The sequence below is a fragment of the Enterococcus sp. DIV0213h genome, assembly GCF_051711285.1.
Classification (GTDB): domain Bacteria; phylum Bacillota; class Bacilli; order Lactobacillales; family Enterococcaceae; genus Enterococcus_D; species Enterococcus_D casseliflavus.
Genome location: NZ_JBIOMH010000001.1, coordinates 1,919,342 through 1,943,835, shown reverse-complemented (window position 1 = coordinate 1,943,835; position 24,494 = coordinate 1,919,342). Strand labels below are relative to the sequence as shown.

Genomic DNA, 24,494 nt, shown 5'->3' with positions numbered 1-24,494 from the left:
GAGGAAACTATGATAAAAATGGATATGAGCATGATTTCCACGGTATTATTGGCACTTTTGTTTATTAATACGATCGCTGCCTTTATTACTGTTTTTCGGAAACCACGCTCGATTGCAAGTGTCTTTGCTTGGATGATGACGTTGGTATTCATCCCCGGCATCGGGTTCTTGTTGTACTTGTTTTGTGGTCGGGGGATCGACGGAGAAATTATTTATAAATTTAGTGAGCACCACCAAAGTAGGATCAATGAGTTGAATCAAATCATCAAAGTGCACAATTATTCTTTTCCTGAACATCCTTACTCAGATGACAATCATCTATTAGAGCGCTATTTTAAGAACCTTGATGAATCGCCCTTGACGAAAGGAAACAAAGTAGAATTTTATACAGATGGAAAAGAAAAATTTGCAGCATTGTTTGAGGACATGAAGCAAGCAGAAGATAATCTGCATGTGGAGTATTATTCGTTTTTTAATGATGAGATCGGTGGCCAATTCTTGTCAATCTTGATCGATAAAGCCCGTGAAGGTGTTGAAGTGCGTTTGGTCTATGATCCATGGGGGTCACCGAAGGCCAATCGGAAATTCTTTCAACCGTTGATTGATGCCGGTGGAAAAGTCGTGCCTTTCATCACTTCGAAGAACCTGATCCGCAACACACGATTGAACTACCATCTACATCGAAAAATCGTTGTGATCGACGGTCAAATCGGATGGACTGGCGGCTTTAATGTCGGCGATCAATATTTAGGGAAAAAGGCCAAATTTGGCTATTGGCGAGACACCCATGCGAGAATCGTAGGTACTGCCAGTTTTACACTACAAGAGATTTTTATTCGTGACTGGAACGCATCTGTAAAAAGAGAAGAGGATCAGCTGGAATACGAGGATCGCTACTTTATTCTACCGCCGAAAGAGCGCTCTGGAAATGTCGATTTGCAGATCGTCGCTGATGGGCCTGAAAGTGAGACCCAAATTCTCAAAGGCGGTTTTGTAAAAATGATCTTAGCTGCCAAAGAATCGATTTGGATCCAAACGCCTTATTTGATTCCTGATGACAGTATGATGAACGCATTGGAAATTGCCATCCACTCAGGTGTAGACGTCCGAATCATGATTCCATGTATGCCTGACCACCCATTCATTTATCGGGCAACACAGCATTATGCCAATTACTTGCATCGCCGTGGTGCAAAAATCTACATCTATAACAATGGTTTCCTCCATGCGAAGACGGTCATGATGGATGATACCATTAGTTCCTTTGGGACGACGAATCAAGACATTCGGAGTTATGCCTTGAATTTTGAAGTCAATGCCTTCGCCTACGATCACGATGTCACGCAAACGTTGAAAGGCTTCTTTGAAGAAGATATGGCACAATCAACATTACTGACGGATGAAATTTTGGCGAAGCAATCTTACTGGTTGCGCTTCAAACAAAACTTCTCTCGGTTATTGTCTCCGATCCTTTAATTTCATCGCTTTTGCTAATCCTTGGCGTGCCAAATGGTCGGCACCTTTGTTTTGACTCTCAGGGACCCATTGGATGATTGCTAAAGCGAACTGTTTCAACAAGTATTGAATTTCTGTTAAATAATCAGAAAAAGCAGGGTTTTTGGTATAATTCTTGTCGATGGTCTGCGCAACGACTTTGCTGTCGGTATAGAGCATAATTGTCTGTTCCTGTAAACCTTTGTCAATCAGCAGCTGCAACGCGTTGACCATCACAGCGAACTCTGCTTGGTGGTTGGTTGAATCAGGTAGCGGAAACGCAATTTGTTCATGCAGATCAGTACCGACAATGACGATTCCACCGCCACTAGGGCCGGGGTTGCCTTTCGTGGAAGCATCAAGATAAACTTTTAACATTGTCTCACCCTTTTTTGATATGATAAAGATAGTATACTAGAAATTTTATGTTGTGAGGAACTTTTATGAAGCGTAAATTGTATTGGCAACCGGAAGCTGCTACAGCGATCATTTATTGGTCGTTTACTATGATGATATTATTTATCAGTTTGATTCTTTCGTTAGAAAATACCAGACCTTATTGGAAAAGCAACCTCGTTTTAGCCGTCTTTTTCTTTTTTGTATGGTTAGGGATTCACCGAAGCATGCTCATCAGGAATGATTTGCTCCTGATTCGCTATGCGCGCTTATGGAAGAAAAGCCTTATTTCTTTACCTGAGATAGAAAAATGGCAAATTATAAACCGTTTAATAAGCATTACCGATCATCAAAAAACATATACCTTCACGTTGCGTAAAAAAGATGTGGCATGGTTAGAAACTTTTTTTCAAGAAAAAATCCCTGAAAAAAGGGTGCAGATCGAAACCAACGAGTAATTCATAGGAATCTAGAAAGCAACGATCACTCCTTTTGGCGTTACAGCCTTAGGAGGGACGTTGTTTTTTGTTTACATAAAGGATTCGTGAAACTTCTTGTAAAAGTGTGAAAAATCACTCTTTCTTTCTGAATAAAATCAAGTATAATAAGAGCATAGCAAACAAAATACATTTTAAAGTGCTAAATAGTTCGTGAATTGAGGGTAAAAATGAAATCAGATATCGAAATTGCACAAGAATCAATGCCTAAACCGATTATTGAAATTGCTGAACCACTTGGTTTGACAGGCGATGACCTGGAACTTTATGGCAAATATAAAGCAAAAATCGAATGGTCGGCAATCAACGAAAAAGCAAACAATCCGCTGGGTAAACTCATTTTAGTCACAGCGATCAGTCCGACACCCGCTGGAGAAGGCAAGTCAACCGTGACCATTGGACTTGCAGATGCGTTAAATCAAATCGGCAAGCAAACCGTCATCGCCTTACGTGAGCCATCTTTAGGACCAGTAATGGGCATCAAAGGCGGCGCCACCGGCGGCGGCAAAGCACAAGTGTTGCCGATGGAGGACATCAACTTACACTTCACTGGCGATATGCATGCGATCACAGCAGCAAACAATGCCTTGTCTGCATTGATCGACAATCATATCCAGCAAGGCAATGAGCTGGGGATCGACGGACGTCGGGTCACATGGAAACGGGTTGTCGATTTGAATGATCGAGCGTTACGACAAGTGATCGTCGGTCTAGGGGGACCGTTACAAGGCGTTCCCCGAGAAGACGGTTTTGACATCACCGTTGCTAGTGAAATCATGGCGATTTTGTGCTTGGCAACAAGCATTGATAATTTAAAAGAGCGATTAGGAAAGATTTTAATTGGTTATTCTTTTGAGAAACAACCGATTTACGTAAAAGATCTGGCGGTCCAAGGTGCTTTAGCCTTACTTTTAAAAGATGCCCTCAAACCGAATCTTGTTCAAACGATTGAAGGAACCCCTGCGCTGATCCATGGCGGACCTTTTGCAAATATCGCTCATGGGTGTAATAGTGTCATCGCAACCGAGACGGCTTTGCACTTAGGCGAATACACGGTGACCGAAGCTGGGTTTGGTGCTGACTTAGGGGCAGAGAAATTTCTTGATATCAAAACACCGAACTTATCAAAGGCACCAGATGCGATCGTAGTAGTAGCGACGATCAGAGCACTGAAGATGCATGGTGGGGTCGCTGTGGCTGATTTAGGGACAGAAAACTTAAAAGCATTAGAGTTAGGCTTCAGTAATTTAAAGCGACATGTTGAAAACATGCGTAAATACGGGATTCCAGTTGTCGTTGCGCTTAATGAGTTCTCACAAGACACCGAAGCGGAGCGAACATTAGTCGAAACCATGTGCCAGCAAATCGACGTCACCATCGCACGGACAGCCGTTTGGGCAGACGGTGGTGCAGGTGGAACGGATCTAGCAAAAGCAGTGGTTCAAGTAATCGAGGAAAAACCTGCCAACTATCAACGCTTGTATACCGACGATTTGCCTTTAGCGGATAAAGCTTCTTTGATCGTGCGGGAAATCTATGGCGGGGCAGAGGTTGAGTTTGCGCCGAAAGCCAAGGCACAGTTGCAAAGCTTCAAAGAACAAGGCTGGGATCAGCTGCCGATCTGTATGGCAAAAACCCAGTATTCCTTCAGTGATGATCCAAAGCGATTGGGCGCACCAGATGACTTTACAGTAACGATTCGCGAATTCGTGCCAAAATTAGGGGCTGGCTTTATCGTAGCCTTGACAGGTGCCGTGATGACGATGCCAGGATTACCGAAGAAACCTGCCGCCATCAATATGGACGTGACTTCTGATGGCCAAGCGATCGGTCTTTTCTAAAAGAGCTATCACAAACAAAGAAGGCATTCGCGGCATTTGAAACGGAAAAACGGAAAGAGATGATTTGAAAGGACGGGTGCAAGCGGCATTCGTCTTTTTCTCGTTCATTAGACGTGATGGAAGATAAAAGTAGGGATTCTTGTTATAATAATCAAGGAAGCAAGCAAAAGTCTATTTTCTTTCTTTTGATAATCAAGTATACTTAACCAATTGAGGTGATCTTTGTCAATGGAGCTACAACTAACTAGGAGGACTGGTTTTTATGGAATGGGCAGTCCCTTGGAGGTCATGCAAGGAAAAAAAAGAATCGCTGCCATCAATCATCAGCAAACGATTTTTTTGGGGCTAGCTGAGCAGACGCCGATTCGTGTGCGCATGTTTTTTTTAGAAAGTCAGCCTTTTCAGTTACCAAAAGGCCAATCAGCGCTCAAGCTGGAGGTCGTGATGAATCCTGCGCTTAAAAGAATATATATCGGCTTTTATTTAAGCCTTTTTCTCATGATGGGGGTATTGGGCTTATTATCCATCTCCCTTTACTCGTTGCTTTTTGTCGGTGTGTATTTAGTGGCATATTTTGTCTTTGTTTTGATTTATTTAAAAAAAGCGTATCTTATCAAGGAGGTTCCTCATGGCTAGTGGTGCAGATCAATTTTTGAGCAGTTTCAATCGAATTGAAAAGCGGCTTCGTGACGAATTGGATAATCCGCGGAATATGGGTTTTTCTGAAATGGTTCGTCGCTTGTCAAAAAGCAAAAATATCAATGTCAGAAGAGCAGAAGATGATCTATTACAAATGGCTCAGCTGCGCAATGCCATCGTACATGAAAAAATCGGAGAAAACTTTGTCATTGCGGAACCGAATGAATGGGTTGTCAATCGCATCCAAGAAATTGAACGCTCCTTACTGGCACCTGAAAAAGTCATGCCGCGTTTTGCGAAACGAGTGACTGGTTTTGAAAAGCACCTGCCATTACCAGAGTTATTGAAAATCGTTGCCCAAAAGCGCTATTCACAATTTCCGATCTATGATAATGGTCGATTTTTGGGCTTGATCACCTTGCGGATGCTGGGATACTGGTTAGCGAAAGAAAGCCTCCATGGTGAAATCAAGTTGGCAGGCAGAACGGCAGATGAATTATTAGCAGGAGATGGGAAACGATCGAATTATTGTTTCGTGTCGGCTGAAACGGCCATCGTAGAAGTGGAAGAATTGTTTCAAAAAAATGCCCTGCTTGAGGCGGTTTTGATCACCAAGGATAAAAATCCGAATGGAAATCTCTTGGGCATCATCCGTCCGCGAGATATTTTTAAAGAAGAAAGAGTGGAAAATTTATGATCGCGTTGTTTTTTTTGTTAAGTGCTGTTGTCATTGGCTTGGATCAATGGCTGAAAATTTGGATCGTTGCCAATTATCAACTGGGTGAAACACATTCTCTGATCGACAATGTGTTGTCCCTGACCTATCTTCAGAATACGGGCGCAGCTTGGAGTATTCTAGAAGGAAAAATCACCTTTTTTGCGATCATCACCGTTATCGCGGTTGCTGTTGTTGTTTACCTATTGTTTCGCTACCAAAAAAGCAGCCTATGGTTTCGTTTCGGACTGGCGTTTGTTCTAGGTGGGGCGATCGGTAATTTTATCGATCGGTTGCAGCATGGCTTTGTGGTCGATATGTTCCAGCTTGATTTTATCAATTTCCCAATTTTCAATATCGCTGATATGTCATTAGTGTTCGGGGTGATCTTGATTTTTATTTATGCACTGGTAGATGACGAAGCAAAAGGGAAACAAGGAGAATCAAATGGAAAAGCAAATTGAAGTAATCATTAAAGAAGAAAATGGGCGGGTCGACAAAGTGTTGGCTGAACGCTTGCCAAATCATAGTCGGTCACAAATCCAGCAGTGGCTAAAAGAAGATGCGGTCACATTGAAGGGCAAAACGGTTCGGGCAAATTATAAGGTAAAAGCAGGTGATCACTTGATCATCCAAGTACCAGAACCTGAAGTTGTAGACTTACAACCAGAAAATATTCCTTTGACGATCGTCTATCAAGATGCTGATGTGGCAGTCATCAACAAACCGCAAGGGATGGTGGTTCATCCATCCGCTGGGCATCCAAATGGCACCTTGGTTAATGCGTTATTGTACCATATGAATGATTTATCCACGATCAATGATGTTGTTCGGCCAGGAATCGTTCATCGAATCGACAAAGATACGTCGGGTCTGTTAATGATCGCCAAAAATGATCAGGCACATGAGTCGTTAGCGAAACAATTGAAAGACAAAACATCGTTACGCAAGTACGTAGCATTGGTTCATGGTACGATCAGCCACGAAAAAGGCACCATCAATGCACCAATCGGTCGATCAAAAGTCAATCGCAAAATGCAAGCCGTGATCGAAAATGGCAAACCCGCTGTCACTCACTTCACCGTGTTGGAGCGCTTCGAGCAGTTCACCTTAGTAGAACTACAGCTGGAAACAGGAAGAACCCATCAAATAAGAGTCCACATGCAGTACATCGGTTTTCCGCTAGCTGGCGATCCGCTATATGGACCTAAACGCACGCTAAAAGGCAATGGGCAGTTTTTACATGCCAAGCTTCTAGGCTTCACCCACCCAACAACAGGCGAGTCGCTGGTCTTTGAAGCGCCATTACCAGAGCTGTTCGCCGACACGTTAAAAAAATTGCGAAAAAATGATTGATTTTTTTGTGTGAGAACTGTATAGTAATTGTAACAACTAAATAGCTCCTTTAAATGTAGTCCCGTGAGGCTAAGAAGGAATGAGTAAGCAGACGACTCCCGCGTTGGAGATTCGAACCCTTACTAGATGATAACGTGTACCCAAAATCCACAGAATGGGATTTTAGGCAACGATCGGAAAACATGACTCCTACCTCAAGCAGGTAGGAGTTTTTTTATGTTCAAAATTAGGAGGGAATAACATATGGCAGCGAAAGAAGTAGTAGATGCAGTAACAATGAAACGAGCGTTAACGCGGATCACCTATGAAATTATAGAAAGAAATCGCGGCATTGATAACTTGGTGCTGGTAGGGATCAAAACCCGCGGCATCTATATCGCGCAACGAATAGCAGAACGTTTAAAACAACTAGAAGGCGTAGAAGTACCTGTCGGTGAATTGGACATCACCTTGTACCGAGATGACAAAAAGACAGAAGATGATCCAGAGATCCATTCATCAGACATCCCGACTGCCATTGATGGCAAAGAAGTCATCTTGATCGATGATGTCTTGTTTACAGGACGGACGATTCGGGCAGCTTTGGATGCCATCATGGATATTGGTCGACCAAAAAGAATCTCACTCGCCGTTTTAGTTGACCGCGGTCATCGTGAACTGCCGATTCGGGCAGATTTTGTTGGAAAAAATATTCCAACTGCTTTAAGTGAAGAAATTATCGTGGAGATGGAAGAATCAGATGGTTCTGACCGGATCATGATCAATAAAGAAAACGACTAGGAAGAAGAGTGACAGCAACATGCAGAAGCAAGAATTTCGTAATCCAGACGCAGTTTTAGACATCAAAGATCGGCCCAAAGCGCTGCCTTGGTTAGGCCTAAGCTTACAACATCTTTTCACGATGTTTGGGGCAACCGTTTTAGTTCCGATCCTCGTTGGGATCAACCCCAGCATAGCATTAGTTAGTTCAGGTATTGGAACATTGGTTTACTTGGTCACGACGAAAGGGAAGATTCCAGCGTATCTAGGCAGCAGCTTTGCGTTTATCGCAGCGATGCAGATGCTGATGAAATCTGACGGCTACCCAGCTATCGCACAAGGCGCCATCACGACTGGGTTGGTCTACGTGATCGTTTCGATGATCATTAAACGTGCAGGTGCTGCTTGGTTGGATAAGATCTTACCACCGATCATTGTCGGTCCTGTGATTATGGTGATTGGATTAGGGTTAGCCGCTAACGCAGCTCAGAATGCGATGTACAATGACTCAGTCTACGATTTCAAGTACATTCTGGTAGCCTTGGCTACCTTAGGATTAACGATTTTCTTCAATATGTTTCTGCGAGGGTTCTTAGGACTGATTCCGATCCTTCTGGGGATCGTGGGCGGATACTTGATCGCCTTAGCAGCGGGAATCGTCGATGTACAGCCCATCATTGACGCCAACTGGTTTGGCATGCCGAGCTTCGAGATTCCCTTCATTAACTATGAACCAAAACTGTATCTGAATGCGATCACGACGATGGCGCCGATCGCTTTTGTTACCATGACCGAACACATCGGTCATCTGATGGTCTTGAACAAATTAACGAAGCGGAACTTTTTTGAAGAGCCAGGCTTGAACCGAACACTTTTGGGCGATGGTTTTGCTCAAATCGCAGCTGGTCTCGTTGGGGGACCCCCAGTGACAAGTTACGGAGAAAACATCGGGGTTTTAGCCATTACACGCGTCCACAGTGTGTTCGTCATCGGTGGTGCGGCAATTCTAGCCATCGTACTAGGCTTCGTTGGAAAACTAAGCGCATTGATCTTAAGTATTCCTGGTCCAGTCATCTCAGGGATCAGCTTCCTGCTCTTTGGCGTCATCGCTGCCAGCGGGTTAAAAATTTTGATCGACAATAAAATCGATTTTGATCGTAAAAAGAATTTGATCATTGCGTCAGTGATCCTTGTGGTAGGAATCGGCGGGCTTGTCTTCACGGTCGGGACCTTCACCTTATCCGCAATGGCGTTAGCAAATGTCCTAGGAATCTTCTTGAATCTTATTTTACCTGACAGCTCTCGCAGCGAAGAAAAATAACTTGTGCCAACTCATCGTTTAAACAGAATCAAAGGAGGAATTCATTCATGATTATTCAATCCGAAAGAATCAGCTTAAAGCATCTTTTGACGGTCGAAGCATTGACAGACCGTGAAGTGATGGGACTCATCCGCAGAGGACAAGAATTCAAAAGAGGGGCGAAATGGATGCCCCAAAAAGAACAATATTTCGCAACAAATCTCTTTTTTGAGAACAGTACCAGAACCCACAAAAGCTTCGATGTTGCTGAGAAAAAACTAGGGATCGAAGTCATCGAATTTGAAGCCTCCACCAGCTCTGTTCAAAAAGGCGAGACCTTGTATGACACGGTCTTGACGATGTCGGCTTTAGGTGTAGACGTTGCGGTCATTCGCCACGGCGATGAAAACTACTACGACTCTTTGATCCAAAGCAAAACGATCCAGTGCAGTATCATCAATGGCGGGGACGGCAGCGGCCAACACCCAACGCAATGTTTGCTAGATCTGATGACAATCTATGAAGAGTTCGGGCACTTTGACGACTTGAAAGTCGCAATCGTAGGCGACATCACCCACTCACGGGTCGCAAAATCAAACATGCAAATGTTGAAGCGTCTCGGCGCGAAAGTCTTCTTCTCAGGTCCAAAGGAATGGTATGACGAAGAATTTGAAGTATACGGTCACTGGATGCCACTCGACGAATTGGTCGCAGAAGTCGATGTCATGATGATGCTTCGTGTCCAGCACGAGCGCCATGATGGAACGGAAAGCTTTTCAAAAGAAGAATACTTAAAAAATCACGGATTGACCGTCGAACGCGCCGCAAGAATGAAAGAGCATGCGATCATTATGCACCCAGCACCAGTCAATCGCGATGTGGAGTTAGCTGATGCCTTAGTTGAAAGCTTACGCTCGCGAATCATCACCCAGATGTCCAATGGCGTCTTTGTTCGAATGGCAATTCTTGAAGCGGTGTTGAACGGTAAGGCCTAACAGGCAAAAAGGAATGAATTAGAGGAGGAAGTTTACATGAAAACGCTCATTAAAAACGGTAAAATCATCAAAAAAGACAATCACTGTGTTCCTGCAGCAATTTGGATCGAAGACGGAATCATTCGCGGGATCGGTACAGAATTTCCCGAAACAGATTTTGACGAAGTCATCGATGCCAAAGAGCAATTGATCACACCAGGTTTAGTGGATGTTCATGTACACTTCAGAGAACCGGGCTTTGAATACAAAGAAACAATCGAAACGGGCAGCATGGCAGCCGCTCGTGGCGGGTTTACGACAGTTTGCGCAATGCCAAACCTTGACCCAGTTCCTGATACACCAGAAAAATTAGCAGCTGTTTACGAAAAAATCAACGCAGATGCATCAATCAATGTCTTACAATACGCCCCGATCACCGAAAACTTGCGCAGCGAAACGTTGACGGATGCAGCTGGAATGAAAGCCGCGGGGGCATTTGCCTTAACAAATGACGGTGTCGGGGTTCAGACTGCTGGCACAATGTATTTGGCAATGAAGCAAGCCGCCGAAAATGACTTGGCATTGGTTGCCCATACAGAAGATGATTCCTTACTCTTTGGCGGCGTGATGCATGCTGGTAAAAAAGCGGAAGAACTTGGATTGCCAGGGATCTTGAGTGTAACAGAAGCATCTCAAATCGCTCGGGATGTGCTTTTAGCGGAAGCAACAGGAGCCCATTACCATGTCTGCCATGTCTCTACGAAAGAAAGTGTTCGAGTGATTCGAGATGCCAAAAAAGCTGGGATCCATGTGACAGCCGAAGTTTCTCCCCACCATTTGCTTCTCATCGATGAAGATATTCCTGCCGATGAAGGCTTTTGGAAAATGAACCCACCGTTACGTGGGCAAGAAGACCGTGAAGCGTTGATCGAAGGTCTGTTGGATGGCACGATCGATTGTATCGCAACGGATCATGCCCCACATGGCTATGAAGAAAAAATGCAAAGCTTTTTAAAAGCACCCTTTGGCATCGTCGGATCAGAATATGCCTTCCAATTGTTGTACACTCATTTTGTGAAAACAGGACGCTTTACCTTGCAGCAGCTAGTGGATTGGATGACCGTGAAACCAGCGTCGCTCTTTGGTCTAAGTGCTGGAACGATGATGGTCGGAGACAAAGCCGACCTGGCAATTTTTGACTTAGAATCAGCTTATAACGTGGATCCTAAGCAATTCCTATCAAAAGGAGTCAATACGCCTTTCGGTGGATGGACGTTATATGGGGATACGAGTTATACATTTGTAAATGGTAAAACAGTATGGCAAAAAGGTGGGCAATAATATGAAGCGTTGGCTTATTTTAGAAGATGGAACATACTTTGAAGGCGAAGGGTTTGGTGCCAGTGTCAATGTTTTTGGTGAGATCGTTTTTACCACAAGCATGACAGGGTATCAAGAAGCCATTACGGATCAAAGCTTTAACGGACAAATCATTACGTTTACGTATCCGATGGTTGGCAATTACGGCGTCAACCGAGACGATTACGAATCAATTTCACCGACTTGTAAAGGGGTTGTTGTGAAAGAACACGCGCGTCTAGCAAGCAATTGGCGGAAGCAGCTGACGTTAGACGAATTTTTAAAACGCAAAAATATTCCAGGGATCGCAGGAATCGATACACGAGCGCTGACGAGAAAGATTCGTCAACACGGGACCATGAAAGCGAGTATCGTTGATGCAGGCGATGTCTTTGATCATGCCTTTGATCAATTAAAAGCGGCGGTTTTACCAACCAATCAAGTGGCACAAGTTTCTACCTCAAAACCTTATCCAAGTCCTGGAACGGGTCGCAATATCGTAGTCATCGACTTCGGCTTAAAGCACAGTATTTTACGGGAGTTGTCACGCCGCAACTGCAATTTAACGATTTTGCCATACAATACGACAGCCCAAGAAATTTTAGACCTCGCACCAGATGGTGTAATGCTGACGAATGGACCAGGCGATCCCAAAAGCTTGCCAGAAGCAATTAAAATGATACAAGGGATTCAAGGCAAGGTACCAATCTTCGGGATTTGTTTAGGCCATCAGCTCTTCTCATTAGCAAATGGGGCAGATACCTATAAAATGAAATTCGGTCACCGCGGATTAAACCATCCGGTAAGAGAGATCGCCACTGGTCGGATCGATTTTACCTCACAAAACCATGGCTTTGCTGTGGATGAAGCATCCATCGATCCAGAAAAACTAATGGTAACCCACGTCGAAGTAAACGATGGCACGATCGAAGGGGTTCGTCATCGCCGTTACCCCGCATTCAGTGTCCAGTACCACCCAGATGCGGCACCGGGCCCGCATGATGCAGTCCACTTATTTGACGAATTTTTAGAGATGATCGATGCATGGAAGGAGCAGAACTAATATGCCAAAACGTACAGATATCAAGAAAATCATGGTTATCGGTTCTGGACCGATTATTATAGGACAAGCGGCAGAGTTTGATTATGCCGGTACACAAGCTTGTTTAGCTTTACGAGAAGAAGGCTACGAAGTGGTGTTAGTCAATTCGAATCCCGCAACGATCATGACGGACAAAGAAATTGCTGACAAAGTCTACATTGAACCAATCACATTTGAGTTCGTCTCACGGATTTTACGTAAAGAACAGCCTGATGCAATTTTACCGACATTAGGCGGACAAACGGGCTTGAATATGGCGATGGAATTAGCCAACTCAGGTATTTTGGATGAATTAGGAATTGAGTTGCTAGGAACCAAATTAGCAGCAATCGACCAGGCAGAAGACAGAGATCTATTCAAACAATTAATGGAAGAATTGGATCAACCGATCCCAGAATCAGAAATCGTGTCAACGGTGGAAGCAGCAGTTGAATTTGCGAAAAAAATCGGCTTTCCAATCATTGTTCGTCCAGCATTTACGCTAGGAGGAACGGGCGGTGGCATGTGTAACAATGAAGAAGAACTTCGCCAAATCGCTGAAAACGGCTTGAAGCTCTCGCCAGTGACCCAATGCTTGATTGAACGGAGTATTGCTGGATATAAAGAGATTGAATATGAAGTGATGCGAGATTCTGCTGACAACGCGATCGTCGTTTGTAATATGGAAAACTTCGATCCAGTCGGTATCCACACCGGCGATTCCATCGTCTTTGCGCCGAGCCAAACTTTGTCAGACCATGAATACCAAATGTTACGGGATGCCTCATTAAAAATCATCCGCGCGTTAAAAATCGAAGGTGGCTGTAACGTTCAATTGGCGCTTGATCCTCATAGCTTCAACTACTATGTCATTGAAGTAAATCCACGGGTCTCACGTTCCTCTGCGTTAGCAAGTAAAGCTACAGGGTACCCGATTGCCAAACTGGCAGCGAAAATTGCCGTCGGTTTAACATTGGATGAAATGAAAAATCCAGTCACAGAAACGACGTATGCAGAATTTGAACCCGCCCTTGACTATGTCGTCGCAAAAATTCCTCGCTGGCCGTTTGACAAGTTTGAAACTGGGGAACGTCGATTAGGAACACAAATGAAAGCGACTGGTGAAGTGATGGCGATCGGTCGTAATATTGAAGAGTCATTATTAAAAGCCGTTCGTTCATTGGAGATCGGCACACACCATATCGAAATGAAAGAATTAGAAGCTCTTTCTGACAATGATCTGATGGAAAAAGTCATCAAAGCGCAAGATGATCGCCTATTCTACGTCATGGAAGCCATCCGAAGAGGGTACACCATCGAAGATTTGAACGAAATGACGAAAATCGACTTGTTCTTCTTGGATAAGATGCTTCACATCTTTGAGATCGAACAAGCATTAGCAAACGAACCACATTCCCTTGATGTGTTGAAAAAAGCCAAGCAAAACGGCTTTACGGATAAAAAGATTGCTGAGCTGTGGGAAACCACGGAAGCTGAGATCCGCACGCTGCGTCATGAGCAAAAGATTTTGCCCGTCTACAAAATGGTAGATACATGTGCCGCAGAATTTGAATCAGCAACACCTTATTTCTACAGCACCTATGAGTTTGAGAATGAAAGCAAGCGCAGTGAAAAAGAATCTGTTCTTGTCCTAGGTTCTGGACCGATCCGAATCGGACAAGGGGTGGAGTTCGACTATGCAACAGTGCACTCGGTGAAAGCGATCCAAGCTGCTGGCTATGAAGCGATCATCATGAACAGTAATCCTGAAACGGTTTCGACTGACTTTTCTATCTCCGACAAGCTGTACTTTGAACCATTGACCTTAGAGGATGTCTTACACGTCATCGATTTGGAACAACCCATTGGGGTCATCGTCCAATTTGGCGGGCAAACGGCGATCAACTTAGCAGAGCCTTTAGTAAAAGCTGGGGTCAAAATCTTAGGCACCAGCATTGAAGATCTTGATCGTGCCGAAAATCGTGATCTCTTTGAGCAAGCATTACAAGCGCTAGATATTCCGCAACCACCAGGGGATACAGCGACGAACGAACAAGAAGCGATCGCCATCGCTCAAGAAATCGGCTATCCTGTTTTAGTCCGCCCAAGTTATGTCTTAGGGGGACGTGCGATGGAAATCGTGGAAAACCAAGCCGATTTAGAAGATTATATGCGTCATGCAGTGAAAGCATCACCAGAACATCCTGTTTTGGTCGATCGTTACTTGGTCGGTAAAGAATGTGAAGTCGATGCTATCTGTGACGGCAAAACTGTTTTGATACCTGGAATCATGGAACATATCGAGCGTGCAGGGGTCCATTCAGGAGATTCAATGGCGGTCTATCCACCGCAAAATCTTTCGGATGAACTAATTGTTACGATCGAAGAATATACCAAACGCTTGGCATTAGGTTTAAATTGTATCGGTATGATGAATATCCAATTTGTCATCCATGAGAACAAAGTGTATGTCATTGAAGTAAATCCTCGTGCTAGCCGAACCGTACCATTTTTAAGCAAGGTAACAGAGATCCCAATGGCCCAAATTGCCACGAAGGCGATTCTCGGGGAAGAGATCACAGCGTTAGGTTATCAAGACGGACTTGCCCCAACACCAAATGAAGTACACATCAAAGCACCTGTCTTCTCCTTTACAAAACTTTTAAAAGTCGATACTTACTTAGGCCCTGAAATGAAATCAACGGGTGAAGTAATGGGATCAGACAAAGATTTGGCAAAAGCACTTTATAAAGCTTTTGAGGCATCAGGCCTGCATATTCCTGAATTTGGAAAAGCACTTTTCACCGTTGCAGACGAAAGCAAAGAAGAGGCAGCAGCACTGGCAGCGCGTTTCGTAGAGGTCGGCTTCACCTTATTGGCTACCAATGGAACCGCCGATTACTTTGAAGAAAAAGGACTACAAGTGACTCGGGTTGCCAAGATTTCCGAACAGCAAGCAGAAGAAACGGTTGTTGATTTGATCCGTAAAGGAACGACCCAAGTAGTAGTCAATACCATGGACAAAGATCGCCAAAATGCAACGGAAGACGGATTTATCATCCGCCGTGAAGCGGTGGAACATGGTGTACCGACCTTTACTTCTCTTGATACAGCGGATGCGATTCTAAAAGTGATGGAATCCCGCAGTTTTTCAACGAAAGCAATTTAACGCAGATAAAGGAGTTTTTTGATGAAGCAAGAAATCATGACCATCAGCAAACAGCGTCAACTGGCACCGCGGATTTTTGAAATGACATTGACGGGTGAATTAGTCAATGAGATGAGGACCCCAGGGCAATTTCTACACCTGCGGGTTCCTCAAAATGCCTTTCTTCTTCGCCGACCGATCAGTATCAATCATATCGATGCTGAGAAAAAAGAATGCCGAATCATTTATCGGGTCGAAGGAGATGGCACAAGAATTTTTTCAGAAATGACTGTTGGTGATCCAATCGATGTGATGGGGCCGTTAGGAAATGGGTTTCGCTATCATCATTTAAACCAAGGGGACACTGCATTTATCGTAGGGGGCGGTATCGGTGTACCGCCGCTCTATGAATTATCGAAACGCCTGACGCAACAAGGCGTCCACGTCATTCACTTTTTGGGCTTTGCCAGCAAAGACGTCATGTATTATGAAGAGGAATTTCGCGCACTGGGAGATACGAGGATCGCTACCGATGATGGCAGCGCGGGTTTACAAGGAAATGTTGGCAACCTGTTATTAGCTGCAGAGCAAACACCTGCGGCGGTCTTTGCTTGCGGAAATAACGGTCTTTTAAAAACCACCGCCCAGCTTTTCGAAGACCTTCCAGATGTTCAATTATCCATGGAGGCGCGAATGGCTTGCGGGATGGGTGCCTGTTATGCCTGTGTTTGCCATACGAAAGATGATGAACAAGGCACAAAAAGTGTCAAAGTTTGTGACGAAGGGCCTGTATTTCAGGCGAGAAAGGTGGTCATTTAATGTCGATCAATGTCGAGCTACCCGGATTGAGTCTAAAAAATCCGATCATGCCTGCCAGCGGCTGTTTTGGGTTTGGTGCAGAATATGATAAATATTATGACATCAGTCAATTAGGTGCGGTGATGATCAAAGCGACCACACCTGAACCACGTTTTGGCAATCCGACCCCAAGGGTAGCAGAAACGCCTAGCGGTATGTTAAATGCCATCGGGTTGCAAAATCCTGGGTTAGAAGCGGTCATGAATCAAATTTTACCCGACTTAGCTCAAAAACACCCCGATTTGCCAATCATCGCGAATGTTGCCGGTTCGACCGTCGAAGATTATGTTCTTGTGTGTCAGGAAATCAGTCAGGCAGAAAATGTCAAAGCGATCGAATTGAATATCTCTTGCCCGAACGTCAAGCATGGCGGCATCACGTTCGGAACCGATCCTGCGGTTGCTGGTGCATTGACTGAAGCGGTCAAAAAAGTCTCGCAAGTGCCGATCTATGTCAAACTTTCGCCGAATGTGACGGATATCGTCCCAATTGCACAAGCGATCGAAGCAGGCGGCGCCGACGGGTTTACGATGATCAATACACTTTTAGGCATGCGGATCGATCTAAAAACACGGAAACCAATTTTAGCTAACCAAACAGGGGGCTTGTCTGGTCCGTCAATCAAACCAGTGGCGATTCGCCTGATCAAACAAGTGGCGCAAGTTTCTCAATTACCAATTATTGGCATGGGGGGCGTGATGTCAGTGGATGATGTCCTTGAAATGTATCTGGCAGGTGCTAGTGCTGTTGCAGTCGGAACCGCAAACTTTACCGATCCTTACATTTGCCCAAAGTTGATTGAAGAATTGCCTATACGAATGGCAGAATTAGGAATCCCTTCTTTGGAACAGCTGATAAAAGAAGTGAGAGAGGAGCACATGTGATGAGTGAACGGCCAATTATTGCCTTAGATTTTCCTAACAAACAGGCTATTGAAACTTTTTTAGCGCAATTTCCTATAGAGGAAAAGTTGTTTGTGAAAGTGGGAATGGAGATTTTCTACCAAGAAGGACCAGCGATCGTTACTTGGTTAAAAGACTGTGGTCATGATATTTTTTTAGATTTAAAACTACATGATATTCCCAATACAGTAGGACGAGCAATGGAACGCTTAGCTTCTTTAGGTGTGGCTTTGACGAATGTTCATGCAGCCGGTGGGATCGAAATGATGACTGCTGCTAAAAAAGGCCTGCAGCAAGGAACCCCCGCAGGGCACAAAGTTCCTGATTTGATTGCAGTTACCCAATTGACCTCCACTAGTGAGGCACAAATGCATCATGATCAGCAGATCATGACGTCACTGCAAGAAAGTGTCATGCATTACGCCACTTGTGCCCAAAAAGCTGGGTTAGACGGTGTTGTTTGCTCCGCTCACGAAGCAAAGCAGATCAAACAAAGGACAACGGATGCCTTCATACGCTTGACGCCTGGTATCCGACCAGCTGGCAGTGAAGTTGGTGATCAAAAACGGATCATGACACCTGCACAAGCTCGTAAAGCAGGGGCTACCATGATCGTTGTGGGACGTCCAATCACCCAATCTAAGGCACCGTATGAAAGTTATCTGCAAATAAAACAAGAATGGAAGGAAGCTAGCCAATGAAAGAACAATCCAATCAAATCGCCAAAGATCTTTTAGACATCGAGGCGATTTTCTTACGACCGAATGAACCATTTACTTGGGCAAGCGGCATCAAAAGCCCTATTTACTGCGACAATCGAATTACTATGAGTTATCCACATGTACGTCGCGCCATTGCGAAAGGCTTAGCTGCAGTCATCAAAACGACTTACCCAGAAGCAGAAGTGATTGCAGGGACCGCAACAGCTGGGATTCCCCATGCTGCATGGGTCGCTGAATTGTTAGATTTGCCAATGGTTTATATTCGCAGCAAAGCAAAAGAACACGGTAAAGGCAATCAAATTGAAGGGCGTATTCAACCAAATCAAAAAATGGTCGTCATTGAAGATTTATTGTCAACAGGTGGGAGTGTCTTAGAGGCTTGTGAAGCAGCCAAAAGAGAAGGAGCCGATGTATTAGGCGTCGCTGCGATCTTTACTTACGAGCTGCCTCAAGTCCAAGAAAATTTTGATCAAGCAGGTTTATCCTATGTGACTTTGACAAACTATACAGCGTTGATCGAGTCGGCTTTAGAAACGGGTGCTATTCAAGAATCTGATGTTGCCCTGTTACAAGAGTGGCGTAAAGATCCTGCTGCTTGGTTGAGTGAATAAGGAATTGAAATAAGAAACGGATATGTGAGGGAATGACCAAGCATATTCGTTTTATTTTTACCTATTTTCTGATAGCATTGGGAGAAAGTTTTTTGATAGGAAGGTCTATACCTTGCTGTCAACTTGAATTAGGAGGCTGTTTTTTTTGAAAAGAAATATGGACGTTCCCTGGAGTTATTCCGGAGACAATGGACCTGAACATTGGCACACTTTGTGCGACTGGTATGCACAAGGTGCCGAATTTCCTTACCAATCCCCAATCGCTTTAGTCCACGATGAGACCGAAGAACCCATCGATCAGGACTTGGCTTTTCACTATAAACGAGAGCGGTTCACGGAAAAAGAATTCAAAAATACGATTCACTTCGTTCCTTATAACAAAGAAAGCTATGTCACATTTAAAGGGATCAACTACTATTTGACGGATATTCATTTTCACATGCCGTCTGAACACATTATCGATGACGAGCAGCAAGAGTTAGAGTTTCACCTCGTTCATATGAATGATGACGGTGAAAACTTGGTGGTGGGTATCTTATTCAAACTGACGGATAAACTCAACTGGATCTGCAATCAGCAAGACGACAGCATCTGGGACTTTGAGAACCACACCCAATGGTTTGATCCGAGCATGTTCTTGCCAGAACGTACCCACCATTTTCATTATGTTGGTTCCTTGACGACCCCACCAACGAAAGGGCCAATCAACTGGTTTGTCTTTGACTGGATTGGGGAGATGAGCCGTCGCTTCATTTTAGAATTCCGCGAAGAAGTATTAGAAAATAATAATCGCCCATTACAAGACCGCAAAGATCGGCCTATTTATTTCTATTGATTTATAAAAATGGTTCCTTTTACGTATTTTTTTCGGACTTCTCTTCTGATTATCCTATAAAACCCGACGTAGTGGGAACCTTCAAGCAATACAATAGTTTAAAACGAACGGAAAAAAAGACGAGAATCCTCGTCTTTTTTTATTTTCATAGGCATCGAGCACAAAGACTATGCTAAACTAATCAATAAGCAGGTTTTAAGTATTCGTTTTATTGTGAAATAAAACACAATTGAATCAATTGAAAAAGAGCAGACACGGTAAAGCTTTTTTAGCGAATTATTTTATAGTAAAAGAAAGGAAATTCATATGCATGCATGGGAGGCAATCCAAAAATCAATCGATTATATTGAAGACAATCTTACCGAGCCGTTAGAGATCGAAACGTTGGCGCAAGTTGCATCATTGTCCGTTTTTTATTATCAGCGCTTATTCACTCGTTTGGTTAAAATTTCTGTTAGGGAATATATAAAACTGCGTCGTTTGGCAAGAGGTGCGCTTTTATTGAAAAACCAAAAGAAGCGAGTCATTGATGTCGCTTTTGAAGTCGGCTTTAGCAGTCATGCCGTTTTTTCAAGAACGTTTAAAACGGTCTATAGAATTTCACCCTCGCTTTATCAGAAAAAGCCCATTGGCTTACAAAACTTTGATAAGCCAGATCTTTCATTAGGATATATTGTGACGGAAGAGGGTATCCCATTGATCAGTGAAGGGGTTGTTTTAGAAATCCAGAAAAAAAGCAATCCGCATCCACTGGTCTTCTATGGGATCGTCGGTTACTACCCATTCAACTATGGGAAAATGCTAGGGCAACGAACAGGGATCGACCCGATTGAAGAAATTTGGCATAAATTTCTTCAAAAGATTGCCAATCAACCGGGAAAAGCCAACTACCAGATCGGTGTTTCGTTTCCAGGAGATGCGCCAGAAGGCTATTCGAGTTACTTTGTTGGCCAAGTAGGTGATGACTCACAGGGATCGACCTTCAGTGAATGGACGCTACCGGCTCGGGATTACGTTGTTTGCAGTTTTGATACGATTTCAGAGCAACTGATCATCAATATGGGGAAGGCGATGCGCTATACCCGTTTCTGGTTAAAGAAGAAGGGGTGGATTGCTGAGGATTTTTTCCCTGAGCTTTATCAAGAAAGAGAAAATCATGTCGTTCATGTTGAATTATGGATTCCTTTTAAAAAAAGAAGTGAGATGTAAGGAGGAACAGTACAATGACTCAGTTTGAAGAAGGAGTAAAACTACTTGAAGAAAAATTCGGACATTTTAAAGACAATGTAATCGCCCTTGCCACGACTGCTTGTAACGAGAATGACAAGGGAGAAACACAGCCAGTCGTCCGAGAAGTAGATGCTTTTTATGAAGACGGCGTTTTTTACGTGTCAACTCATGAGCAATCAAACAAAATGAAGCAAATCAGTAAGAATTCAGCAGTTGCGATTGCTGTCAGTGGTGAATGGTTTACTGCGATCGGTCAAGGAGAGAATTTAGGGTGGGTGCTAGACCCTAAAAATGCAGAATTAAGAAGCAAAATTCGCAAAGCCTTTGTCTGGTACGACGAAGTTAACAATGAGGATGATAAAGGCTGTTGTTTTCTAGCGATCCGTTTGACCAAAGGAACGTTGAATATCAATCACTGGGAAAAGCTGTATCATTTTGATTTTGAGAAGAAAGTCACTATGGAGGATGGCGGGATTTATTAGCCAGCAGAGCCTATTAGCCGCAGGTGCTGTTCAATTGCCATTCTAGCGGATCTAGCAGATATGTTGATGGCTGAATTCTGAGAAGGCTTGCCTTTTGTGATACAAGCTAAGCAAAATTGTTGCTGAAAGAGCAGTAGATAGAACGAAAAAGCATAAAAACCGATCACAAGCGCTGCGAAGAGGCACGCGCTTGTGATCGGTTTTTTGATTGATTACTTTATGATTTTTGATCCGAATAAACTTAGAAACAGCTAGGACTGTTTTAATCTCAAAATTCCCTCATCAGGTGTCACAAAAAGTGTTTTTTGATTCTCATAAATGACGAATCCAGGCTTGGCACCATTCGGTTTCCGAATATGTTTGACTTGCACGTAGTCCACTGGTACTTGGGCAGATTGACGATATTTTGAGAAATATGCGGCAAGCTCTGCAGCTTCCATTAAGGTTGTCTCACTAGGATCATCCGAACGAATGATGACATGAGAGCCAGGAATATTTTTGGTATGCAGCCAGGTATCACTCTTACGAGCTGTTTTTAAGGTCAGTTGGTCATTTTGTAAATTGTTTTTTCCGACGAAAATTTCAGTTCCGTCTGAAGAAAGAAATCGTTCTGGTTGCGAAGGAGCAGCTTTTTTACGCTGTTTCGCCCGATTTTTGACATAGCCTTGTGCGATCAGTTCTTCCCGAATAACCGCCAGATCCATGGGAGAGGCGATTTCTAATTGGGCTAACACGGATTCGAGATACGCGATTTCTTCTTTCGTTTCGGCAATCTGCTGATGGATCAGTTTGACTGCATTTTTTAATTTCTGGTAACGTTGAAAATATTTCTGAGCATTTTGATTTGGAGAAAGAGCAGGATCGAGTTTGATCGTCAAAAGCCGATTCTCATCATAATAATTTTCCAAATCAACTGAAGCAGCACCACGGGGGACTTGATTCATAAAGGTCGTCAAAAGCTCACCTTTTTGACGGAATTCTTCGGCGTTTTCTGAATCGATCAACGTTTGTTGGCGTTTCTTTAACTTCAATTGGTTCCGTTTCAGTTCATTCTCAATCTTCTTTAGTAATTCGCCACCTTGTTGTTTGACCCGATCTCTTTCCGCCTTGTCGTGATAAAACGCATCTAAAAGCTCGCTCAGACTCTGATAATGGGTGACAGTGGTGGTCGCATCGATCAATGTTGGATAGGGAATTGGTGTAAAATATTCCTTTTTCTCTGACTGGAGATAACTTGGTGCTAGCTCCTGGGTAAGCTCTGTAAAGAAAGCTTCCCACTGACGCAGTTTTTCATTGGGATTGGCATTGATTCGAGCGATCAATTCTTCTGCTGTATCGCGGCCTAAGCCTTGGAATCGTTGTTGAAGTTCTTTTGCCGTCAATGGATCAAGAGTAGATAATTCTTCAAAAATCTTGGTGCGAGAGGCTGTGAAAGGATTAAGCGTCGATTGCTTTGGTGGTGCAACATAGACAGCTCCTGGCAATAAGGTACGATACGTATTTTGGGAATGACCAATGTGTTTGATCGTATCGACGATTTTTCCACTCGTCTTATTCATTAATAAAATCGTACTGTGACGGCCCATTAGTTCGACGATCAAGACGAGGGCTTGCAAATCACCTAATTCATCTCGTCGCGTGAAATGAAAATGGATCACACGGTCATTGTCGATTTGTTCGATTGATTCTAAGATCGCCCCTTCTAAATATTTCCGTAGCATCATCAAGAAATTCGGTGGGGTTTCTGGATTGCTATAGGCGATCGTTGTGCATTGTACACGAGCATAGGTGGGGTGTGCGGATAGCAAAAGTTTGTGATTTTTCCCTTGGGAACGAATCACAAATACGACCTCATTTTCATAAGGTTGATGAATTTTGTTTACACGTCCACTGGTTAATTGATTTTGTAATTCTTGGACCATTAAATGGGTAAAGACACCATCAAAAGACATATTGTTTCCCTCTTTTCTTTTAAGAATAGTTTGACTGAGGGATTGATCCTTCCAATGTCAAATATTCCTATCTATTATACCGAAGAATCCAAAGAAAAGCCATGGCAGCTAGCTTTCCTTTTTCTTGGTAGGTTGGTGATCGGTGGTTTGCAGTGCACGCTCGATTTCCTTATTCAAGAAATAAGAGATAACTGTCCGAATAATAACGACGGCAGCTAGACGTACGATGTCTTCGAAAGTAGGGTGGATGATCGTCTCAATAATATCTGCTGCAATCAAGATCTCCAGACCTAATAAGACATAGCTCCCTAAATAATTGCGGATAAAATTATTCTCTCTGGCTGCCACCAATCGATCCTTTTCTGTTAATTCGTAGCGCACAAAATCAATGCCTGCGATCAATACACCCCAAACGATGACAAAAATGGAGAGAAAGTTCAAACAGACAACGATGAAATCGAAGATTGGATTGGCTCCAGTCATCAATGAATCAGCTAGATTATGCATAATGACTCCTTTACCGTTTTCTTTTATCTTACCGAATTATCGAAGAAATGTGAAGTTTCTTGACGTTCTAGGAGGGAATTGATAGTATGAATTAATAGTAGGATTTTTAAAAAAGGTGGGCAAATTATGGAACAAGTTAGGAACTTTGTTCATTACACGAAAGAAAAAATAGTTGAAAGCTGGCAAGCTTTTTTAGATGATCTTTATCGAGATCAGAAAAAAACGATTTTCACGCTGATCGGGGGAATTCTTTTCGCACTGGTCTTCGCAGGTTTGATCGTCTTTTCTCAAAATCGTATCAATGCTTCTTTAGTGGATCGGATCGCTTTTGACAAGCTGCCGTCAGAAAAAGTACAGCCATTGCCTTATCTGACTGCAGACAAGACGATTCGTGAAACACGAGCGATCTCGGTGATGTTTAGTAAGCCCAACGGACCTCAACTCGATCAAGTATTTGATCTGATCCAATCGCAAGAAGATGAGCTGAATCGGACATTTTTTTATTATCCAATCGTCTATGATGCGGCTTTTTTCTCCAATGAATACAGCGTTGATCCTGATAAAGTGACGTTTGTTTTTTATGAAGAAGGGGTTGAGAAAAATCGCTTTACCTTTGATTCATTTGAGCAGCCAACGACGGAATTCATCCCAGAATTGAATCGTTTACCGATGTGGACGATTCGTTCTTCTGCCAATGATCGATAAAAAAATCTGACAATTTGACAGAAAATTGTTGACGTTTTTTTATCAATAAGCTAAACTGAATTCAATCAAGAAAGAAAACAAGTTGAGAAGGAGGAACAATCATGAAACTATTTATTCCATTGCAAGTGAAA

24 protein-coding genes are annotated in these 24,494 nt (G+C 43.4%); 21 read left to right on the top strand and 3 right to left on the bottom strand.

What is annotated here, in order from left to right; translation table 11 throughout:
- Window positions 1-9 precede the first annotated feature (9 nt).
- The gene (cls, locus tag IGI77_RS08845; protein WP_015509734.1) at window positions 10-1,476 is read left to right on the top strand and encodes a cardiolipin synthase; all 1,467 of its coding nucleotides are present in this window, start codon (window positions 10-12) and stop codon (window positions 1,474-1,476) included.
- Here the strand turns inward: cls and IGI77_RS08840 are convergent.
- Window positions 1,456-1,872 (bottom strand): ribonuclease HI family protein, encoded by a 417-nt coding sequence (locus IGI77_RS08840; protein WP_005226128.1) that lies wholly within the window; start codon window positions 1,870-1,872, stop codon window positions 1,456-1,458. The two genes, cls and IGI77_RS08840, sit on opposite strands and share 21 nt — an antisense overlap.
- Window positions 1,873-1,937: 65 nt before the next feature.
- Here IGI77_RS08840 and IGI77_RS08835 point away from each other — a divergent pair, with 65 nt between their 5' ends.
- From IGI77_RS08835 to IGI77_RS08745, 19 genes are all read left to right on the top strand, one after another.
- Entirely contained in the window at window positions 1,938-2,348 is a 411-nt protein-coding gene (locus IGI77_RS08835) for an EbsA family protein (RefSeq protein ID WP_015509732.1), read from the top strand.
- Window positions 2,349-2,557: 209 nt separating this feature from the next.
- The gene (locus IGI77_RS08830; RefSeq protein ID WP_142964935.1) at window positions 2,558-4,228 is read left to right on the top strand and encodes a formate--tetrahydrofolate ligase; all 1,671 of its coding nucleotides are present in this window, start codon (window positions 2,558-2,560) and stop codon (window positions 4,226-4,228) included.
- Between the two features lie 228 nt (window positions 4,229-4,456).
- Entirely contained in the window at window positions 4,457-4,864 is a 408-nt protein-coding gene (locus IGI77_RS08825) for a hypothetical protein (protein ID WP_015509730.1), read from the top strand.
- Window positions 4,857-5,564 (top strand): CBS domain-containing protein, encoded by a 708-nt coding sequence (locus IGI77_RS08820; RefSeq protein ID WP_428206219.1) that lies wholly within the window; start codon window positions 4,857-4,859, stop codon window positions 5,562-5,564. The genes IGI77_RS08825 and IGI77_RS08820 overlap by 8 nt, the downstream gene beginning before the upstream one ends.
- Window positions 5,561-6,046 (top strand): signal peptidase II, encoded by a 486-nt coding sequence (gene lspA, locus IGI77_RS08815; RefSeq protein ID WP_005226122.1) that lies wholly within the window; start codon window positions 5,561-5,563, stop codon window positions 6,044-6,046. Before IGI77_RS08820 ends, lspA begins: the two co-directional genes overlap by 4 nt.
- On the top strand, window positions 6,030-6,938 hold the full coding sequence (locus IGI77_RS08810; RefSeq protein ID WP_438769880.1) for an RluA family pseudouridine synthase: 909 nt from the start codon (window positions 6,030-6,032) through the stop codon (window positions 6,936-6,938). Before lspA ends, IGI77_RS08810 begins: the two co-directional genes overlap by 17 nt.
- A gap of 243 nt (window positions 6,939-7,181) precedes the next feature.
- A complete protein-coding gene (pyrR, locus tag IGI77_RS08805; protein WP_005231374.1) occupies window positions 7,182-7,718 on the top strand; it encodes a bifunctional pyr operon transcriptional regulator/uracil phosphoribosyltransferase PyrR in 537 nt (178 codons plus the stop codon).
- 19 nt (window positions 7,719-7,737) lie between these two features.
- Window positions 7,738-9,018, top strand: a complete 1,281-nt coding sequence (locus IGI77_RS08800) for a solute carrier family 23 protein (protein ID WP_438769879.1) — start codon at window positions 7,738-7,740, stop codon at window positions 9,016-9,018.
- Window positions 9,019-9,065: 47 nt separating this feature from the next.
- Entirely contained in the window at window positions 9,066-9,992 is a 927-nt protein-coding gene (locus IGI77_RS08795; protein WP_005226118.1) for an aspartate carbamoyltransferase catalytic subunit, read from the top strand.
- Window positions 9,993-10,028: 36 nt separating this feature from the next.
- Window positions 10,029-11,312 carry a dihydroorotase gene (locus tag IGI77_RS08790; RefSeq protein WP_015509725.1) on the top strand — a complete coding sequence of 428 codons (1,284 nt, stop codon included), beginning with the start codon at window positions 10,029-10,031 and terminating at the stop codon, window positions 11,310-11,312.
- A 1-nt stretch (window position 11,313) separates the two neighbouring features.
- A complete protein-coding gene (locus IGI77_RS08785) occupies window positions 11,314-12,393 on the top strand; it encodes a carbamoyl phosphate synthase small subunit (RefSeq protein WP_010748372.1) in 1,080 nt (359 codons plus the stop codon).
- 1 nt (window position 12,394) lies between these two features.
- Window positions 12,395-15,580: a carbamoyl-phosphate synthase large subunit gene (gene carB, locus IGI77_RS08780; protein WP_221693087.1), complete on the top strand. Its 3,186-nt coding sequence runs from the start codon at window positions 12,395-12,397 to the stop codon at window positions 15,578-15,580.
- A 21-nt stretch (window positions 15,581-15,601) separates the two neighbouring features.
- The gene (locus tag IGI77_RS08775) at window positions 15,602-16,378 is read left to right on the top strand and encodes a dihydroorotate dehydrogenase electron transfer subunit (protein WP_005226114.1); all 777 of its coding nucleotides are present in this window, start codon (window positions 15,602-15,604) and stop codon (window positions 16,376-16,378) included.
- On the top strand, window positions 16,378-17,301 hold the full coding sequence (locus tag IGI77_RS08770; protein WP_005226113.1) for a dihydroorotate dehydrogenase: 924 nt from the start codon (window positions 16,378-16,380) through the stop codon (window positions 17,299-17,301). Before IGI77_RS08775 ends, IGI77_RS08770 begins: the two co-directional genes overlap by 1 nt.
- Window positions 17,301-18,020, top strand: coding sequence for an orotidine-5'-phosphate decarboxylase (gene pyrF, locus IGI77_RS08765; protein WP_005226112.1), 720 nt, complete (start codon window positions 17,301-17,303; stop codon window positions 18,018-18,020). Before IGI77_RS08770 ends, pyrF begins: the two co-directional genes overlap by 1 nt.
- Complete coding sequence (gene pyrE / locus IGI77_RS08760; protein WP_005226111.1) at window positions 18,017-18,652, top strand: orotate phosphoribosyltransferase; 636 nt, start codon at window positions 18,017-18,019, stop codon at window positions 18,650-18,652. The genes pyrF and pyrE overlap by 4 nt, the downstream gene beginning before the upstream one ends.
- A 157-nt stretch (window positions 18,653-18,809) precedes the next feature.
- Window positions 18,810-19,487 (top strand): carbonic anhydrase family protein, encoded by a 678-nt coding sequence (locus tag IGI77_RS08755; RefSeq protein WP_017144366.1) that lies wholly within the window; start codon window positions 18,810-18,812, stop codon window positions 19,485-19,487.
- A 306-nt stretch (window positions 19,488-19,793) separates the two neighbouring features.
- Window positions 19,794-20,696, top strand: a complete 903-nt coding sequence (locus tag IGI77_RS08750) for an AraC family transcriptional regulator (RefSeq protein WP_087627525.1) — start codon at window positions 19,794-19,796, stop codon at window positions 20,694-20,696.
- A 14-nt stretch (window positions 20,697-20,710) separates the two neighbouring features.
- Window positions 20,711-21,199, top strand: a complete 489-nt coding sequence (locus IGI77_RS08745) for a pyridoxamine 5'-phosphate oxidase family protein (protein ID WP_060791939.1) — start codon at window positions 20,711-20,713, stop codon at window positions 21,197-21,199.
- 251 nt (window positions 21,200-21,450) lie between these two features.
- Here IGI77_RS08745 and efbA read toward each other — a convergent pair whose 3' ends face one another.
- Both efbA and IGI77_RS08735 read right to left on the bottom strand, forming a co-directional pair.
- On the bottom strand, window positions 21,451-23,151 hold the full coding sequence (efbA, locus tag IGI77_RS08740; RefSeq protein ID WP_438769878.1) for a fibronectin-binding protein EfbA: 1,701 nt from the start codon (window positions 23,149-23,151) through the stop codon (window positions 21,451-21,453).
- Window positions 23,152-23,259: 108 nt separating this feature from the next.
- Complete coding sequence (locus tag IGI77_RS08735) at window positions 23,260-23,658, bottom strand: DUF1622 domain-containing protein (protein WP_016609320.1); 399 nt, start codon at window positions 23,656-23,658, stop codon at window positions 23,260-23,262.
- Between the two features lie 126 nt (window positions 23,659-23,784).
- Here IGI77_RS08735 and IGI77_RS08730 point away from each other — a divergent pair, with 126 nt between their 5' ends.
- Window positions 23,785-24,363 (top strand): hypothetical protein, encoded by a 579-nt coding sequence (locus IGI77_RS08730; RefSeq protein WP_438769877.1) that lies wholly within the window; start codon window positions 23,785-23,787, stop codon window positions 24,361-24,363.
- Window positions 24,364-24,494 lie beyond the last annotated feature (131 nt).

Coding starts and splice junctions, on each gene's coding strand:
- IGI77_RS08840 (WP_005226128.1), bottom strand. CDS start 1,872: ATGTTAAAAGTTTATCTTGATGCTTCCACGAAAGGCAACCCCGGCCCT.
- IGI77_RS08785 (WP_010748372.1), top strand. CDS start 11,314: ATGAAGCGTTGGCTTATTTTAGAAGATGGAACATACTTTGAAGGCGAA.
- efbA (WP_438769878.1), bottom strand. CDS start 23,151: ATGTCTTTTGATGGTGTCTTTACCCATTTAATGGTCCAAGAATTACAA.
- IGI77_RS08835 (WP_015509732.1), top strand. CDS start 1,938: ATGAAGCGTAAATTGTATTGGCAACCGGAAGCTGCTACAGCGATCATT.
- carB (WP_221693087.1), top strand. CDS start 12,395: ATGCCAAAACGTACAGATATCAAGAAAATCATGGTTATCGGTTCTGGA.
- IGI77_RS08790 (WP_015509725.1), top strand. CDS start 10,029: ATGAAAACGCTCATTAAAAACGGTAAAATCATCAAAAAAGACAATCAC.
- lspA (WP_005226122.1), top strand. CDS start 5,561: ATGATCGCGTTGTTTTTTTTGTTAAGTGCTGTTGTCATTGGCTTGGAT.
- IGI77_RS08795 (WP_005226118.1), top strand. CDS start 9,066: ATGATTATTCAATCCGAAAGAATCAGCTTAAAGCATCTTTTGACGGTC.
- pyrR (WP_005231374.1), top strand. CDS start 7,182: ATGGCAGCGAAAGAAGTAGTAGATGCAGTAACAATGAAACGAGCGTTA.
- IGI77_RS08750 (WP_087627525.1), top strand. CDS start 19,794: ATGCATGCATGGGAGGCAATCCAAAAATCAATCGATTATATTGAAGAC.
- IGI77_RS08775 (WP_005226114.1), top strand. CDS start 15,602: ATGAAGCAAGAAATCATGACCATCAGCAAACAGCGTCAACTGGCACCG.
- pyrF (WP_005226112.1), top strand. CDS start 17,301: ATGAGTGAACGGCCAATTATTGCCTTAGATTTTCCTAACAAACAGGCT.
- IGI77_RS08755 (WP_017144366.1), top strand. CDS start 18,810: ATGGACGTTCCCTGGAGTTATTCCGGAGACAATGGACCTGAACATTGG.
- IGI77_RS08735 (WP_016609320.1), bottom strand. CDS start 23,658: ATGCATAATCTAGCTGATTCATTGATGACTGGAGCCAATCCAATCTTC.
- IGI77_RS08730 (WP_438769877.1), top strand. CDS start 23,785: ATGGAACAAGTTAGGAACTTTGTTCATTACACGAAAGAAAAAATAGTT.
- pyrE (WP_005226111.1), top strand. CDS start 18,017: ATGAAAGAACAATCCAATCAAATCGCCAAAGATCTTTTAGACATCGAG.
- IGI77_RS08745 (WP_060791939.1), top strand. CDS start 20,711: ATGACTCAGTTTGAAGAAGGAGTAAAACTACTTGAAGAAAAATTCGGA.
- IGI77_RS08800 (WP_438769879.1), top strand. CDS start 7,738: ATGCAGAAGCAAGAATTTCGTAATCCAGACGCAGTTTTAGACATCAAA.
- IGI77_RS08770 (WP_005226113.1), top strand. CDS start 16,378: ATGTCGATCAATGTCGAGCTACCCGGATTGAGTCTAAAAAATCCGATC.
- IGI77_RS08830 (WP_142964935.1), top strand. CDS start 2,558: ATGAAATCAGATATCGAAATTGCACAAGAATCAATGCCTAAACCGATT.
- IGI77_RS08825 (WP_015509730.1), top strand. CDS start 4,457: ATGGAGCTACAACTAACTAGGAGGACTGGTTTTTATGGAATGGGCAGT.
- cls (WP_015509734.1), top strand. CDS start 10: ATGATAAAAATGGATATGAGCATGATTTCCACGGTATTATTGGCACTT.
- IGI77_RS08810 (WP_438769880.1), top strand. CDS start 6,030: ATGGAAAAGCAAATTGAAGTAATCATTAAAGAAGAAAATGGGCGGGTC.
- IGI77_RS08820 (WP_428206219.1), top strand. CDS start 4,857: ATGGCTAGTGGTGCAGATCAATTTTTGAGCAGTTTCAATCGAATTGAA.